A 16,937-nucleotide genomic window follows, 5' to 3' on the forward strand; every position below is an offset into this window, starting at 1 on the left:
ACAGGATACGCCATGGAAACGGCATCAAAGGCTCATGCCTTGAGATTTCTTACACGGTCCTTGAACTGACGGCCGCGGTCCTCATAGCTGCTGAACAGGTCGAAGCTTGCGCAGCATGGTGAAATGAGTACGGTGTCACCGGGTCGGGCTATAGCAGCACAGGTATTGACAGCTTCGTCAATCGAATGGGTATCATGAAGCTCTATACCTTCCTTACCGAAGAAATCGAGTAGCTTGGCGTTGTCCTTACCCATGCAGACGATGGCCTTGACCTTTTCCTTGACAAGAGGAAGGATCTCGGTGTAATCATTTCCCTTATCCTTACCGCCAAGGATAAGGATAGTGTCGCGCGGCATGGATTCGAGAGCATACCAGCATGAGTTGACATTGGTAGCCTTGGAGTCATTGATATAACGCACGTCATTGACAGTGGCTACATACTCCAGACGGTGTTCGACACCTTCAAAATCGCTAAGAGCCTCGCGGATCTCCTTCTTGTCGATATCGAGTATGCAGGCTGAAAGCGCAGCGGCCATCGAGTTGTAGAGATTGTGGAGACCGTTGAGCGACAGCTCCGCACGGGGCATATTGAGCGATGTTTCGGGTGTATCGATTATAAGCGAAGCCTCGTCATCGACCCAAGCACGGCTACCGGGCTCGTAATGCTCCGCGAAGGGGAACATCTGTGCTTCCGTACGGATCTGTTCAAGTTGACGGGTGATCACGGGGTCATCCTGCCAGTAGATGAAGGCATCCTGCGGAGTGAGGTTATTGAGTATGCGGAACTTGGCATTTATGTAGTTCTGCATCTTGTACTCGTAGCGGTCAAGATGATCGGGAGTGATGTTAAGGATCACGGCGATATTCGCACGGAACTTATACATGTTTTCCAACTGGAAACTTGAAAGTTCGATGACATATACGTCATGATGGTCACGCGCAACCTGAAGAGCGAGACTACGACCGACATTTCCGGCAAGACCTACGTTGAGTCCGGCGTTCTTCAATATATGATAAGTCAGAAGCGTAGTGGTGGTCTTACCGTTGCTACCGGTAATACAAACCATCTTAGCGTCCGTGTAGCGTCCGGCAAATTCAATCTCTGAAATCACAGGAATACCCTTTACGGCGATCGCCTGCATGACAGGTGTCGTCGGGGCGATACCGGGACTCTTCACCACTTCATCAGCGGCGAGGATGCGGTCCATCGAGTGCTTTCCGTCCTCCCACTCGATGCCTTCCTCATCGAGCTGACGACGGTATTTCTCAGCGATCGTTCCGTAATCGCTCAGAAAGACGTTCATTCCTTTTTCTTTACCGAGGATGGCGGCACCAACACCGCTCTCACCTCCACCGAGTATGACGAGATTTTTTGTCATTTTCGTTCTATGCTGTTTTTAGGAGAAATTTGTCTGTAAAATAAAGTTGACCACTGCTGCTTATCGGATCTTCAGGGTCACGAAAGTGATCACTGCGAGGAAAATTCCGACGATCCAGAAACGGGTCACGATCTTCGACTCAGGAATGGCCCGCAACGGAGCCTGAATAAGAGCCTCGATGCCTGAATTGCCCGGTTTCTGATAGTGGTGATGGAGAGGCGTCATCTTGAAGATGCGGCGTCCGGCCCCGTATTTCTTCTTAGTATATTTGAAATAGGCCACCTGAAGCATCACCGAGAGATCCTCAACAAAGAAGATGGCGCAGAGGATGGGGATCAGGAGTTCCTTATGGATTAGGATTGCAAATACAGCGATGATACCGCCGATGGTGAGTGAGCCGGTATCGCCCATGAACACCTGTGCGGGATAGGCATTGTACCAGAGGAAACCGATGAGCGCACCGATGAAGGCCGACATGAACACAACCAGCTCCGCTGACTGAGGTATATACATTATATTAAGGTATGTCGAATATATGACATTGCCTCCGAGATAGGCCATGATGGCCAATGCCACACAGATTATGGCCGATGTGCCCGCACACAATCCGTCCAACCCGTCCGTAAGGTTAGCACCGTTACTCGTGGCGGCTACGGCAAAGATAACCACAAGCACGAATACGATCCAGCCGCCGGTCTGCGCGTATGGACCCATCCACTCCGTGAGATAGGCATAGTCAAAGTTATTGTCCTTGACAAAAGGAATGGTGGTCTGGGTAGATTTCACATCCTGACTCTGACTGAGATAGACAGTCTCGACATTATCGCTCGAATACTTGACCGGTATGACCTGACGCTGGGTGATGGCGGGGCTGATATACATGGTCAGACCGACCATCAGGCCAAGGCCCACCTGTCCGATGATCTTGAACTTGCCCTTCATACCCTCCTTGTCATGTTTAGCCACCTTGATATAATCGTCGCAGAAACCGAGAGTTCCGAGCCAGATGGTGGATATGAGCATGAGGATCATGTAGATATTGCTCAGGTCACCGACAAGCAGACATGGGACAAGGATAGAAATGATGATTATGACACCTCCCATGGTCGGCGTGCCGGTCTTCTGCATCTGGCCTTCCAGACCGAGGTCACGGATGATCTCACCAACCTGCATCAGTTGCAGGCGGTCAATGATCTTGCGTCCGAACACCAGCGCGATGAATAGCGACAACAACAATGCCGCTCCCGAACGGAAGGTGATATAGGTCATCAGGCGTGAGCCCGGAAAATTGTATTCCTGTAAGAGATCAAATAGATAGTAAAGCACTTCAAAAAAAGTTTTTAATAATTTGTCTGAGGAGCGATAGGATTCAGTGATGTTCTCTCAGTGATTCAGCGTATGTATTGAAGCCGTGTTATGGCCGAAATGAATCCGCCGATATTCAACCGGCCGTTTCTGAGGCAATGATTTCCCTCACGACCTCGCGGTCATCGAAGTGGTGTTTGACACCCTTGATTTCCTGATAATCCTCGTGGCCCTTGCCGGCGATGAGGATGACCGATCCTTTACCTGCGAGAGTGGCGGCAGTCCGTATGGCCTGACGGCGGTCAGTGATGTGAAGTGTGCGCGTGCGAGCCTCGGCATCAAGCCCCTCCTCCATATCCTTCAAGATATCTTCCGGCTCTTCAAAACGTGGATTATCCGAAGTCAGGATAAGGCGTTCGCTACGCGCAGCAGCCTCACGTGCCATTATCGGACGCTTGCCCTTGTCGCGGTTGCCACCCGCACCTACCACGGTGATGATCTCGCCGTCCTTACCGATGACCTCGCGGATAGCATTGAGCACATTGACCACGGCATCGGGAGTATGGGCGTAATCGACAATCGCTGTATAGCCCTTGGGGGAGTGGAAGGCCTGAAAACGTCCGGCTACGGGTACGAGACGCGACATCTCGCGCAATACGTCCTCCTTGTTCCATCCGAGAAGCACACATGCACCATAGACGGCAGTCAGGTTGTAGGCATTGAACTTGCCGGTGAACAGTAATTCAACTTCCTGACCGTTGAGCGACAGGAGCGTGCCGTCGAGGCGCGACTCTATGATGCGACCTCGGAAATCAGCCTCGCTCCGGAGCGAATAGGTGTAACGGTGGGCACGTGTGTTCTGAAGCATCACTTCACCAACCTTGTCATCGGCATTCGTAAGTGCGAACGCCTCGCGGGGAAGTATGTCGAAAAACTTCTTCTTGGCAGCGAGATAGGCTTCGAAGGTCTTATGGTAGTCAAGATGATCACGGGTAAGATTAGTGAATATACTACCAACAAAGTGCAGACCGGCTATACGCTGCTGATCGGCGGCATGGGAGCTGACCTCCATAGCCGCATACTCGCAGCCGGCCTCCACCATCAGATGAAGCATCTCGTTGAGGGTATAGGGATCAGGGGTCGTGTGGTCAGTCGGATAGGCGGTATCATCGACATAGTTGCACACGGTCGAGAGCAGACCGGCCTTATAGCCGAGCAGACGAGCCATTTCATATATTAAGGTGGCGGTAGTAGTCTTGCCGTTTGTTCCGGTCACTCCTACGAGTTTGAGCCTGCGCGAAGGATTGTCGAACCACTGCGATGCAAGATAGCCGAGAGCCAAGGCTGATGATGACACCACTATGTAGGTGACATGTGTCGAAAGCACTTCAGGAAGTTCCTGACATACCACAGCGACCGCGCCCTTTTCCTCGGCCATCGGTATGAACTTATGGCCATCGACGCTCACGCCGGGGACTGCGACAAACAGCGTACCGGGCGCGACTTTGCGCGAATCGGAGGTCAGCGATGTAATTTCTTTATCATCACTTCCGATAATTTTCGTGATGTCCAGCGGGGAGAGAAGCTCTTTGAGATTTTTCACCTTAAAATATAGAGTTAGAGATGTGACAGTTTTAATAATTATATTCCGTAACGGCTCAGTTGGCGAGCACAAGTTTCACCTGTGAACCTTTTGGGGGACGTGTACCGGCCGAAGGTGACATCGAACGGACATAACCCGTCCCCTTGTAATCGACATTGTAGCCTGCCGACTCAAGTGCGACGACGGCCTCACGCAGACTGTAGCCCCTGACATCCGGGAGTGTGCCCTTGGGAACAGTTCCGGGAGCTTTAAGCGAGCGATGGGAAGGGATGGAAAATTCCGTCTTGACCTTATCATACGCCTTGCGTCCGAAAGCCGATGCATAGAATGTCGGTGCAGCGTCCGAGGGAGTCAGGCTCTTATAATCCGAACTATTGTCGAGCATACCGCGCGAATAGAGTTTCAGTGCTATATTTCGCAACACCTGACCAGAAGTGGTGGCCGCGCCGAAGAAGTTCTTTGTCGGATGACAGGTGAGCACCACGCATGAGTACTTAGGATTCTCCGCAGGGAAGAATCCACAGAAAGCAAGACGCTTCTTGGACTGATTGTAGGCACCGTTCTCGATCATGTAGCATGTTCCGGTCTTTCCGGCAATCCTTACGGTGTTGTTGCGCAGGAAGCGGGCCGTACCATGTTCTCCCCAGACGACATTGGTAAGCATCTTGCGCAGTGTCTCTGCAGTCTGCGGTGAGCAGGCGCGTCCGTTGCCCATATATCCGACCGGGAGGATCGAATCGACAGCCCCCTTGACCTCCTTGACGAGACGCGGACGCACGAAAACGCCGTCGTTGGCGATGGCATTGTAGATGGCAAGCGTGTAGAGCGGCGGGATCTCGGTTGCATATCCGTAGCTCATTCGTGAGAGGGCTATACGGCCTCCACGGTCACTGGCGATGCTGTCGAAACGCGGAGGGACCTCACCCGCGATACCAGTGTTCATCGGTTCAAGAAAGCCCAGATCCTTGACGCGTGAATAGAACGCACCGGGATTATCATTGTATTTGCGGGTGATTATACGTGCCATGCCTATGTTGGATGACTGTTCGAGCACCTCGCCGACACGGATAGAGCCTGTGTAATGCGAGTCAGTGATCGGACGTCCTCCCGCGTATGCCCACCCGTTGCCCGTCGGGAGTGATTCGTCAAGATCCGGTACGAGACCATCCTCGACGGCTATCATCATCGAAAGGGTCTTGACAACCGAACCGGGTTCATAGCCCATCACGGCGCGGTTACGCGCCTCGATATAGCCTGCACCACGCGGGTTACGTTCGAGATTCGAGATGGCCTTGATATCACCGTTCTTCACGTCCATGAGGACTGCCACACCCCAGTCCGCGCCACAGGTGTCGAGGACATTGTTGAGCTCACTCTCCACTATGTCCTGCATATTGATGTCGATCGTAGTGACGATATCGCTGCCGGGGACGGCAGGAATGTCGGTCCAGTCGGTGATCTTTTTCGTAAGATTGATCATCTTGCTGTAGCCCACTTTTCCGTAGAGCAGCGAGTCGAGGGCTTTTTCGAGACCTGAAATTCCGTGGATCTCCTTGCTCTCGGTCGTCTCGCCTACGCCGCCGATGCTTCGGCGTGCCATATCGCCGTAGGGATTGAAACGGCGCATATACTTTTCAAAAGTCAGTCCGTTACGGTTGCGGTTGCGTATGCTGAAGAAAGGAAATGTGCGCATTGTCTCCATGTCGGCATGTGAGAGACCCGAAAGGAGCTTATAGGCGCGCGGACGTTTGGCACGGACCTTGTCGAGAGGTTTGAGCAGATGCTTCTTCCATTCCTCGGCATTGCGCACGGGGAAATACTCGGCCATACGGGCGGCGAGGTGATCGATGGTATCGCGGAAGAGTTTTTCGTTGAATTTCTCCGCACGGTAATCAATACGTGCCGTATAGAAATTCAGGTTGGTCGCAAGCACACTACCATCCGAGGCAAGGATGTTGCCACGGCTTGGTATGATCTCCTTGGTCTGCGACAGAAGCTCGTTTGCCTTTCTGTTCCAGTTATCGGCATCAACTACAGTCGTGTTGCAGAGCTTCACCACTATCTTTCCCGAAAGGAGCAGGATCAAGATAATGACGATACCGTAACGTATGAGAATATGACTGCGGTTATCCTGTTTCACTATTTAGGGATCTTATAGGGTGGCTGTGACTGTACTTTAAGATTGAGATGGAGCGAATCGACCATCTGCTGCATGGAGGTTTCGCGGATACGGCCCATGAAGGCACTGCGCTCGCGCGACTTTTCATTGTTGACGATCTCAAGCTTGCGCTCAAGCTCAGCAATCTTCTCCATGTTTGTCTGACAGGTGTATTTTGTGGTGATATAGACCATCGCCACCACCACTACGAGCACGACAGGAAGCCAGTGACGGGCGAAAAAATCGCTCGACAGCACCTGACCCCTGAAGAGGCGGGGGATGATGGACAGATGTCGGGAAGCTTTAGCGTTTCGTGTTGCCAATTGTCAAATTGAGTTGAGAGTTAATGATTGGGAGGGAGTTTTCATCTTTAAAGTTTCACCGCGACGCGGAGCTTTGCACTGCGCGAGCGGGGGTTGCGGTCAATCTCTTCCGGACCGGGCACAACCGGCTTGTTTCCGAGAGGCTTCATGGGAGCCGCGATCTTACCGAAGAAGTCTTTTTCAGCCTTACCGGCGAAATCGCCCGTCTTCATGAAGTTCTTCACCAGACGATCCTCCAGACTGTGGTAAGTTATGACGGCGAGACGTCCGCCCGGTTTCAGCACCTGAAGTGCACCTTGCAGCAGGTCCTTCAAAGCACCCATCTCATCGTTGACCTCGATACGGAGAGCTTGGAAAATCTGGGCAAGTTCCTTCTTTTCCTTGCGCATATCAATGTGAGGTTTCACTGCCTCTATAAGCTGCCCGATGGTCGAGAACGGTGCTGCGCTCCGCGCCTTGACGATCGAACGGGCCACAGCGCGGCTCTGCTTCAGTTCGCCGTAGATGTAGAGTATATCGGCGATCTTCTCTTCAGGAAGAGTGTTGAGCAGGTCGGCAGCCGAGCGGGACGACTGACGGTTCATGCGCATGTCCAGCGGGCCGTCGAAACGGAAAGAGAAGCCGCGCTCGGTATCATCGAAATGGTGGAACGACACACCGAGATCGGCCAGTACACCATCCACCCCATCGACATCATAGTAGCGCATGAAGTTGGTGATGAAACGGAAGTTGGAATAGACCATGGTGAACCTATCGTCGGCAGGGGCGCGCTTAACGGCGTCCTCATCCTGATCGAAAGAATAGAGATGGCCGCCGGCCGAAAGGTCAAGCCGCTCCATTATGGCACGCGAATGACCGCCTCCGCCAAAAGTGGCATCGACATAAATACCGCCGGGACGCACATCAAGTGCCTCGATTGTCTCAGGCAACAAGGCGGGAATATGGTAAACTTCTTCTGGCATATCAATAGACAGGTTGCTATACTGCATTTAGAGGGTGTAAAATTACAAAAATTTGCAAAACTAAACAGCATAAAAACGCCACTTTTTTTATTAAATTATCAAAATCTATGCAATAAGCTGATTCACAACACATCCATGTATTTACAAATGCAAACCACACTCCTGTGCCGACACCCCTGCCTGAGCGCGTCAGGAGTGTGTTATAACCGTCTGTCCGAGGTCAGGATAGCCCATCCGGACACCATAAACCCGCAAAATTATCCTGTGCAAAAGCAATATTAAATTACCGAATACGTTAATAATTAATATGCTATGACGATATGCAAGACAAGACTATAGTATTTGCCACAAACAATCAACATAAACTTGAAGAAATCCGCCGGATAGTCGGTGGAAAGTTCCGCATACTTTCATTAAAAGAGATTGGCTGTGAAGAGGATATTCCTGAGACGGCCGATACGCTTGAAGGAAACGCACTCATGAAGGCCCGCTACGTGAAGGAGCATTACGGCTATGACTGTTTCGCCGATGATACGGGCCTTATGGTCGATGCGCTCGACGGCGCACCCGGAGTGTATTCGGCGCGCTATGCCGGTCCGGGTCACGACAGTGCCGCAAACATGGCTCTGCTTCTGAAAAATCTTGAAGGAATTACCGCGCGAAGTGCCCGTTTCGTCACCGTCATCGCCCTCATCCTCAATGGCCGTGAGCTGACATTTGAAGGCAAGGTGGAAGGTGAGATCCTCAACGAAGCACACGGATCGGCAGGCTTCGGATATGACCCCGTGTTCAAACCCGTCGAAAGCACAGTAAGCTTCGCCGAAATGACCCCGGATACCAAGAATGCCATCAGTCACCGCGGACGCGCTACGGCCAAGCTAATGGACTATCTTCTTGAAGCTTAACCGCGCGAGCACGCATCCGTCCCCAAATCCATGAAGTAACTCTCCAAAACCAGTCAAAAATCCACGCAATGCTACGAAAACTGACACTTCTTATCCTCGTTTTAATCCCGTTCGCTCTCTCCGCGCAGCTTGCTACCGGTAGCTGGAAAAATTATCTGGCTTTCGGAAAAACCGACCGTATAATCGAGACACCGCAGTTCGTATATGTGGCCACTGCCGGTGCTCTCCATTCCTACGATAAGGTCAACGACGAGTCACGCGCCTACTATCCCGGCACAGACCTTAGCGGCGACTGTGTCAAGGACATATATTACAATTTCGACAAAGGCTATCTCGTCGTGGTCTATGAGGACGGAAATATGGACGTGATTCCGGACGATGGCGAGCGTATATCCCTTCCCGATATACGCGATGCTAACGTAAGCAAGACCAAAACCATAAACGATGTCAAATTTGACGACGGTCTCATATATGTAGCTACTACATTCGGACTCGTGATCTACGACGACACCAATTTCGAGGTCAAGGAGTCAGGCATGTACCCCGACGAACTCCTTGTGGTCGATCTCACCGGCGATAATATCATCATTATCGCATGGCCCGGAGAGTGGACCTACAATATTTACTGCGCACCTAAGAACGGCCGACACAACAATATCGAAAAGTTCACCCGCATAGGGGCTGTGCCGTATCAGCCGGCCGATATGGTAAGGACAGGTGTCGATGCTGAGAATAAGCAATATCACTTCACCATCCGCTCCACATCAAAACGAATATACCACCTGACAATCTCCGACGTAACCAGACGCGTGGATATCACGACTACTGATATCACCGACGCTACGAGCCTTTCGGCAGCAGATGACGGAGCGTGGTTCTTAAGGCCCAACGCCCTCTACCATGTCTCTCCACCCTCAGGCATGACCGTTGCGGCCTCACTGCCTGAACCACTGCAGGGCAATGCCATAGCGACTCTTTCCGGAACGGAATCGCTGTGGGCTGCCGATGAGAAAGGGCTCGGCCATTACAGCCTGAGCCCGGAGGGCACGCTCACGGTGTTGCGCGACAAGTACCGTCCAGCTGATGCCACGACATTCTCCGATGTGGCCATGCTCTCGCCCCTTTCCGATAATCGCGGCTTCCTCCTGTCGAACCGCGGACTCCGCAAAAACAAGGCCGGCGGTGCCGACGAAGGCTATACAACCATCTTTACTGGAAACCGTTATGAAAACGGCAGTATCACTGATATTCCGGCCAACAAAGGCTTTACTATTGATTCATGGGCTTCTAATGACCTTTGCAAGAACCTTGGTGATCATGCCTTTTCTCCGACCTTCTTCATCGAAGATCCCGATGACCACTCTTTGTTTTACGTTGGATCCGGAGGTGAAGGGATATATGTAATAAAAGATGGTCAACAAATTTGTAAATTCAATAGTGAAAATTCGCCTATTACCTACATGTCTAACTGGTCCTACAGCGTATGTTCCGGTACCATTGATTCAAAAGGCAATCTGCTTGCGGGAGTCTATACTAACGATGCATCAAAATCGCCCCTTGTAGTCCTACCCGCTGACAAACGCCGTAAAGATCCAACGACAGTGACACGTGAGGACTGGGTGACTCTTGATTTCGGAAACAATATAAAGGAGAGGGATCTGACTTTTCATCTCTGTCGCAAGCTCCCGATAATCTTCCTTTTTGATTCCCAGTACCGTCACGGTCTTACAGTTCTGCACTATGGAAGCTCCATAACCGACCCTTCGGACGACAGTCATGTGCAACTATCCGTCCTCTATGATCAGGACGGTAAAACCTTCACACCTGACTATCTTACTTGTTTCGCAGAGGACAGCCGTGGCCGGGTGTGGGTCGGAACGACAAGCGGCATAATGGAAATCACGTCGCCAGCAAATGTCTTTTCCTCCGACTTCCGCATAAATCGCCTGAAAGTCCCACGCAACGATGGCACTAACCTTGCCGACTATCTGCTCGAAACAGAGACGATCTACGCGATAGCTGTCGATGCGGCCGACCGTAAATGGATCGGAACGGCCGAATCCGGTCTCTATCTCGTAAGTCCCAACGGTGATGAGATTCTTGCCAACTTCAACACGTCCAACTCTCCTCTCGCCACCAATTGTATCTCTGACATATTCGTTGATCCAAACTCCAATTCGGTGTTCATCGCCACGCTCAGCGGACTATATGAATACTCATCGTCAGCCTCTCCCGCGAAACCGGATTATTCCGATGTGATAGCTTATCCCAATCCCGTCACCCCGGACTATACCGGCCTCATCACCATACGCGGCCTCATGGAATCCTCCCTCATCAAGATCATGGATGCCGGTATGCACCTTGTATATCAGACCAAATCCGATGCAGGCATGGCCACATGGGATGGATGTGACCTCAACGGCTCACGTGTAAGGAGTGGCATCTATTATGTCCTCGCCTCGACGTCGGACGACACCTCATCGCAAGGAGATGTAGTGGCTAAGATCCTCGTGGTGAACTAAACCAGCCGGAGTATGGTTGAATCTAAAGTATGTCTTGAAAAGCTCATCAGATCTAATAAGTGCTGTCCCCGCTTCCTGACTCTGGAATGCCGGGGAGAGCAACATTCTAAAAATACAGACGTTTTTTACTAAAATATGAAAACTCTTAAATACACAGACGAAACTGACCGCAGTTATGGTGCTACCGGCATGGCTATCGGCCTGATGGTATTTGACGGCGAGGATATGCTCGCATCCATAACTCTCGACGGTGACCCGAACGATATGGTTGCAATGTCACCCGACTTCTACTTCGCAGGTAATCCAGGCGTATCTGCAAAAACCGCATGGAATCAGATCCTCAAGAACTATAATATCGGTCTCGGCATGCTCATGGGCAATCTTCTTTGCCGCCATATCGTCAACCGTCAGCAGGCTTTACCGCAGGAATTCCACGATTTCCTCCACGATCTTGCCGTTGAAGAGGGACATGAATCATGCTCCCTTGAAGATGACGAGATTGACCGTCTGTTCAATAAGAACATTTCATATCTCAACCGTGTCTTCAGCCATCGCGGAGTGCAGTCCGTGGCTCACGACTTCGCTACTACTCTCCAGCAACGCCGCACCCTTTCCCGCCTCGATGTCCTCGAACTCCTCGATGCATTACGGATGTTGTGATGACCGGGGGAGGTTATAGCCTCAAACCGTCATATTCAATATCCACGTTTCTGTAATTTTACCAATCATTTGCTATGCTGACTCAAGTACTACATTTCGCTCCTTACCTCAAATCAGTGGTGTGGGGAGGGGAACGTATTGCTCTTTTCAAAGGTATTGATACCGACATAACCTCCATCGGCGAAAGCTGGGAAATCTCCGCTATTCCCGGGCACATCTCCGTGGTTGATCGAGGACCTTATAAAGGAAAAACCATAACAGAATTAATCCGTGAGTTCGGTCCGGAACTTGTCGGGCAGGATATTTATGAGCGTTTCGGCGAAAACTTTCCACTCCTCATAAAAATCATTGATGCCCGTGACGATCTGTCCGTTCAGGTGCATCCGGACGATATTCTTGCGATGAAGCGTCATAGCTGCTACGGTAAGACGGAAATGTGGTATATAATTGATACCAAACCGAATACAAAGATACATATAGGCCTAAAAAAACCTATCACTCCAGATGAGTACGAACGTCGTGTGGCTGATCACAGCATAATGGATGTCATCAATTCATATAACTCTATTGCAGGTGATACCTACTTTCTACCGGCCGGTTGCATCCACACAATCGGCGCAGGTAATCTTCTCGCTGAAATTCAGCAGACAAGCGACATCACATACCGCATATACGACTACGGCCGTCTTGATAAGGATGGAAACACGCGCCAGCTCCACACTGAAGAGGCGCGTGACGCCATCGATTACACCGTTAATCAGATCCATAAATTACAACCTAAAGGCTCCTTGCTTGCTGATTGTCCATATTTCGTCGTCACTCAACACAATGTCGGGAAAGAAGTGATACGGCTTCCCCGTACGCGGGAGTCATTCACCATTGTAATGTGCCTTGACGGACAGGCACTGCTCACTTGCTCTACAAAAGAGAATAATCCCGACGACTCACAGAGCATACACATCGTCCGCGGTGAAACCCTCCTATTCCCTGCCACCCTGCGACATATAACAGCAACCGGTGAAGCGAATATCCTTTCGGTCCAAGCATAAACAGTTATAGAAGACACTGCTGATACTCTAATTATACCGCTGGGATTTCCTCCGAAGGAAAGGTAGGCATATTGTAAAATGACAGATAACCGACAGAATAATCGTGGACATAACCACTACCGCAAATGAAATATATGTTGGTAATCCGTTTATCCCTGTAAAAATCAATAGTTGAATAAGCGGGAAATGAAAGAGATACATCTCATAGGATACATTATGTCTATGCCGCAATATGTCTGGCGTGCTTTTTATCAGCGACACGGCCAATACTAAGATACTTACCGCAACCGGTGATATAAAAATATTTCCATACGGGATATAACCTACAGAAACAAACAAGAGTAAGCCTATCAAGAACATTTTAACAAGATGTGCTTGAAATTCATATTTGTAGAAATAAATAAGTACTCCTGTATAAAAATACGCTAATTGTCCGCAAAATTGTCTCGAAAGAATTTCAAGTAACCCGATGCCTGTATGGTCATATAGCGAAATCAATATCCAACGATATAATACAGAAGAGACTATAATAACCATTACTGTTTTCTGCCTATTCAATCCGAACCGATTGATTACCCATATTACAATTGGAACCGATAGATACAGACTCCACTCAACCTTCATTGTCCACAATGATCCATTCACAGCTGGCAACACGTATTCATCCCCGACAAATACCCCCGGCAAATCAGGATGCAACCAATTAAGGAAACTGATATTAGCTCCTAAATATTGCCAAAAGCCAAGTACGCTGAAATATTTACTCAGGGGTAAGGTACTCGCAAACGCCAACCCTAAAGCACACAGAATTACAATAAAAAAATATGGTGGTAAAATTCGTCGTGCCCTATCCGCACAGTATTTTCTAAAGCTTTTACTTTTCTCATAAGAGCCATAGACAAGGAAACCACTAAGTGCGAAAAAAGCCCCCACGCAATCAAACGATGAAATAAAATACCAAACAGAGTGTCCCGCAAGTTCATTATAATGTGCTATAAAAACACCAAATGCTAACACATAGCGCATCAGATCCATGTTTGGGTAATACCCTCCTCTTATAATCTTTTGGGACGTCAACATATTATGAAACCTCGTGTGTTATCAGCAAATTTAATTAATCTAATCTTAATAGAATGTAAGTATAAAAAGTAACAGCCTTCAATAAGCTTGAGGGCTGTTACTTTTTTGCACGTTGACTTAGTGTTTGTCAAATAGTTACGATTACCAGATCACGATGCGCTCTGATTCGGGGCGGAACATGGGCTGACCTTCGGTGATGTTGAATGCCTCAAAGAAGGGAGCGATGTTACGGAGAGTGACATTCACACGGTTGCGGCCGAGCGAGTGGACGTCGCCGGTAGTGAGTGAGCGGATCTCCTCGTCACGGATATTGTTTGCCCAGAGATTAGCGTAGTTCATGTAGAACACCTGTTCGGGGGTAAAACCGTCGATCATGGCTTCGGGTGACTTCACATCAACACCCTTCTTCTGCTGAGCGTCAAGGAATGCAGTCATAGCCACGCGCAGACCACCTTGGTCAGCGATATTCTCGCCGAGAGTGTATTGGCCGTTAGCATGAACGCCGGGGAGCACCTCGACCTCGTCGAACTGTGCGATCAGACCCTTTGTCTTTTCCTCGAAAGCTTTGGCGTCAGCATCGGTCCACCAGTTGGTCATGTTACCGTTGGCGTCGAAGTTACGGCCCTGATCGTCAAATCCGTGAGTCATTTCATGACCGATCACGACACCGATACCACCGTAGTTCTCTGCGTCGGAAGCATTCGGATCAAAGAAGGGAGCCTGAAGGATAGCTGCAGGGAACACGATCTCGTTTGCCAGAGGATTGTAGTAAGCATTGACAGTCTGAGGAGTCATACCCCATTCGGTACGATCCACGGGCTTGCCCCACTTAGAATAAGTATCCTTCTGATGCCACATGTTCACGTTGTGCATATTCTCGTAATAGCTGAGCTTGGGATCGATCTCCATTGAAGAGTAGTCCTTCCACTTGTCGGGATAGCCGATCTTTACAGTGAAGGCGGCAAGTTTCTCCTGTGCGCGCATCTTGGTAGAGTCGCTCATCCAGTCGAGGTTTTCGATATGCTTGCCGAGAGCGGTGCGGAGATTCTCCACGAGACCGAGCATGTACTCCTTCGAGCTTGCAGGGAAATATTTCTCGACATAGAGCTCGCCGACAGCCTCACCGAGAGCACCTTCGGTTGCGTCAAGCGCACGCTTCCAGAGCGGACGGAGTTCCTGAACACCGCTCATCACCTTGGAGAACTCGAAGTTGGCGTTGGTGAAGTTATCGCTGAGCTTCGATGAAGCCTGACTCACGTATTTCCAGAGATAGTAGTCCTTGATCTCGCGATCCGAAAGCGAAGCCATGAGCTTGTCGGCCTGTGCTACGCTCTTGAGCTCGGTCACGATGACGGTGTCGGGCGACTCGATACCCATAGTCTCGATGAAGAAGCGATCCCAGTTGACGGCGGGATACATCTCCTTGAGCTGGGCGAATGTGCGGGGATTGTACATGCGGGGGATGTCGCGGCTCTCCTCACGAGTAAAGGCTGAATCAGCGAGAGCTGTCTCGATCTTCATGACATTGCTCACGATGCGCTGTGCGTCGGACTCCGAATAGCCGGCATTCTTCATCTGATCAGCAATCAGCTTCTTGTAGGCGTTGCGGACGGTGGTGTTGCGCTCGTCGTTGAGCAGATAGTAGTCACGGTCACCGAGACCCATGCCGCCGCCTGACACGTACATCGCATAAACGGTAGAGTTGGAGAGATCCTCCATAGGACCTGCACCGAAGAAGGGGCTTGCATAATTGCCGTGCATCCAGAGGAAGAGATCCTCCATACCTTCGTGGGGAGTCTCCTCGATTTTCTTCAGGTCAGCGAGGATAGGCTGCGCACCTTCGGCGTTACGGCGTGCGGTATCCATTGCCTGCGAATAGACGGTCCATACCTTGTGAGCCACCGTGCCCTCTTTAGGATCGGAAGCACCGAGATTCTGGATAAGACTGCGGACACGCTCCTCGGATGAATCGTTGAGGATGTTAAACTGTCCGTAGCGGGCATGTTCGGCAGTGAGGGGGTGAGCCTCCATCCAGCCCTTGTTCACATGGGTGTAGAAATCAGAACCCGGAGCGACGGTAGTGTCCATGTAAGCCACGTTAAGACTGGCGAGATGCTCGGTCTTGTTCTGCTTACATCCGGTAACGGCAACTGTCAGTGTCATGGCAACTGCTGCGATTGGAAGTAATTTCATGTTAAAAGTGATATGATTTGTAAAGTTTGTGTCTATTATTCACCTGCATATAAAGCGAGTGCAAAGTTACGCAAAAGTGTCGGGACTTCCGGCATGAACACCCGCTAAAAACACGCCTACCCCTCGCCCTTACTTACATTTTGAAATAGTATTTCGCCATCACCCGCACCTTATAGTCATTCATATTCTCCTTTCCGCCTTTGAAAACGGGTATAAGGCCGAAGAAACCTACGATATCGACCTCAAGTTCATCATAGATGATCCCGGCTCCGATTCCCAAGGAAACATTGAAGCGGCGGGGCGAACTGAACCTGTCGCCGGAATAGCTCTTATGATCAATATGATTGCTGAAACAACATGAAAACTCAGCCCCGCCTACAGGAGTCAGGCCCATATTGTCGGTGAGATCAAAACGATATCCTGCAAGTAACGGCATCGACACCGACATATGCCAAATGGACATATCATCCCCATCATCACCCGTCGCAATCCGCTTGTCGTCATAACTGAACAGGACAGAAGGCTCAAGCACCCAGCCCTGATGCAGATTGATGCGTACGGCAGCTCCGATACCTCCACCGTAGTCCAGTTTCAGATCATTGCCATATTTGGCAACTCCCATAGGCATATTTATGTCAAACGCACCCATGACAGCCCAATCTACTGTCGGAACAGTACTTGTCTGAGGTGTCTCTGCCTGTGCAAAGAAAGCCAATGGCAATAGGAATAAAATATACTTTAGCCTGTTCATTGCACTCTGGTCTTCTCCGCCCAATAGGCAGTGCTATATGCTGCTGT

At 50.2% G+C, this 16,937-nt stretch carries 13 protein-coding genes; 4 read left to right on the forward strand and 9 right to left on the reverse strand.

The features are described 5' to 3' along the window. Positions 1-32: 32 nt before the first annotated feature. The 6 genes from murD to rsmH all read right to left on the reverse strand — a co-directional run bounded on the left by murD (position 33) and on the right by rsmH (position 7,736). Positions 33-1,379: a UDP-N-acetylmuramoyl-L-alanine--D-glutamate ligase gene (gene murD, locus K2G41_RS12225; RefSeq protein WP_300118684.1), complete on the reverse strand. Its 1,347-nt coding sequence runs from the start codon at positions 1,377-1,379 to the stop codon at positions 33-35. 60 nt (positions 1,380-1,439) lie between these two features. After that, positions 1,440-2,705 carry a phospho-N-acetylmuramoyl-pentapeptide-transferase gene (gene mraY / locus K2G41_RS12230; protein WP_300118686.1) on the reverse strand — a complete coding sequence of 422 codons (1,266 nt, stop codon included), beginning with the start codon at positions 2,703-2,705 and terminating at the stop codon, positions 1,440-1,442. Positions 2,706-2,820: 115 nt separating this feature from the next. After that, positions 2,821-4,287, reverse strand: a complete 1,467-nt coding sequence (locus tag K2G41_RS12235) for a UDP-N-acetylmuramoyl-L-alanyl-D-glutamate--2,6-diaminopimelate ligase (RefSeq protein ID WP_300118688.1) — start codon at positions 4,285-4,287, stop codon at positions 2,821-2,823. 55 nt (positions 4,288-4,342) lie between these two features. Continuing rightward, positions 4,343-6,427 (reverse strand): penicillin-binding protein, encoded by a 2,085-nt coding sequence (locus K2G41_RS12240; RefSeq protein ID WP_300118692.1) that lies wholly within the window; start codon positions 6,425-6,427, stop codon positions 4,343-4,345. Further along, complete coding sequence (locus K2G41_RS12245) at positions 6,427-6,768, reverse strand: FtsL-like putative cell division protein (protein WP_300118695.1); 342 nt, start codon at positions 6,766-6,768, stop codon at positions 6,427-6,429. The genes K2G41_RS12240 and K2G41_RS12245 overlap by 1 nt, the downstream gene beginning before the upstream one ends. 47 nt (positions 6,769-6,815) lie before the next feature. Next, on the reverse strand, positions 6,816-7,736 hold the full coding sequence (gene rsmH / locus K2G41_RS12250) for a 16S rRNA (cytosine(1402)-N(4))-methyltransferase RsmH (RefSeq protein WP_300118740.1): 921 nt from the start codon (positions 7,734-7,736) through the stop codon (positions 6,816-6,818). Positions 7,737-8,050: 314 nt separating this feature from the next. Between rsmH and K2G41_RS12255 the strand changes: the two genes are divergently transcribed. From K2G41_RS12255 to K2G41_RS12270, 4 genes are all read left to right on the forward strand, one after another. Then, positions 8,051-8,635, forward strand: coding sequence for a non-canonical purine NTP diphosphatase (locus K2G41_RS12255; protein WP_300118697.1), 585 nt, complete (start codon positions 8,051-8,053; stop codon positions 8,633-8,635). A gap of 68 nt (positions 8,636-8,703) precedes the next feature. Next, positions 8,704-11,157 (forward strand): two-component regulator propeller domain-containing protein, encoded by a 2,454-nt coding sequence (locus tag K2G41_RS12260; protein ID WP_300118700.1) that lies wholly within the window; start codon positions 8,704-8,706, stop codon positions 11,155-11,157. Positions 11,158-11,292: 135 nt separating this feature from the next. Beyond that, entirely contained in the window at positions 11,293-11,817 is a 525-nt protein-coding gene (locus tag K2G41_RS12265) for a hypothetical protein (protein WP_300118703.1), read from the forward strand. A gap of 74 nt (positions 11,818-11,891) precedes the next feature. Next, positions 11,892-12,866, forward strand: coding sequence for a type I phosphomannose isomerase catalytic subunit (locus tag K2G41_RS12270; RefSeq protein ID WP_300118705.1), 975 nt, complete (start codon positions 11,892-11,894; stop codon positions 12,864-12,866). A 27-nt stretch (positions 12,867-12,893) separates the two neighbouring features. Here K2G41_RS12270 and K2G41_RS12275 read toward each other — a convergent pair whose 3' ends face one another. The 3 genes from K2G41_RS12275 to K2G41_RS12285 all read right to left on the reverse strand — a co-directional run bounded on the left by K2G41_RS12275 (position 12,894) and on the right by K2G41_RS12285 (position 16,854). Beyond that, entirely contained in the window at positions 12,894-13,901 is a 1,008-nt protein-coding gene (locus tag K2G41_RS12275) for an acyltransferase (protein ID WP_300118707.1), read from the reverse strand. Between the two features lie 186 nt (positions 13,902-14,087). Beyond that, on the reverse strand, positions 14,088-16,139 hold the full coding sequence (locus K2G41_RS12280; RefSeq protein WP_300118709.1) for a M13 family metallopeptidase: 2,052 nt from the start codon (positions 16,137-16,139) through the stop codon (positions 14,088-14,090). A 133-nt stretch (positions 16,140-16,272) separates the two neighbouring features. Continuing rightward, positions 16,273-16,854: an outer membrane beta-barrel protein gene (locus K2G41_RS12285; protein ID WP_300118712.1), complete on the reverse strand. Its 582-nt coding sequence runs from the start codon at positions 16,852-16,854 to the stop codon at positions 16,273-16,275. Positions 16,855-16,937: the final 83 nt, after the last annotated feature.

The organism is Duncaniella sp., assembly GCF_029056165.1.
Lineage (GTDB): Bacteria > Bacteroidota > Bacteroidia > Bacteroidales > Muribaculaceae > Duncaniella.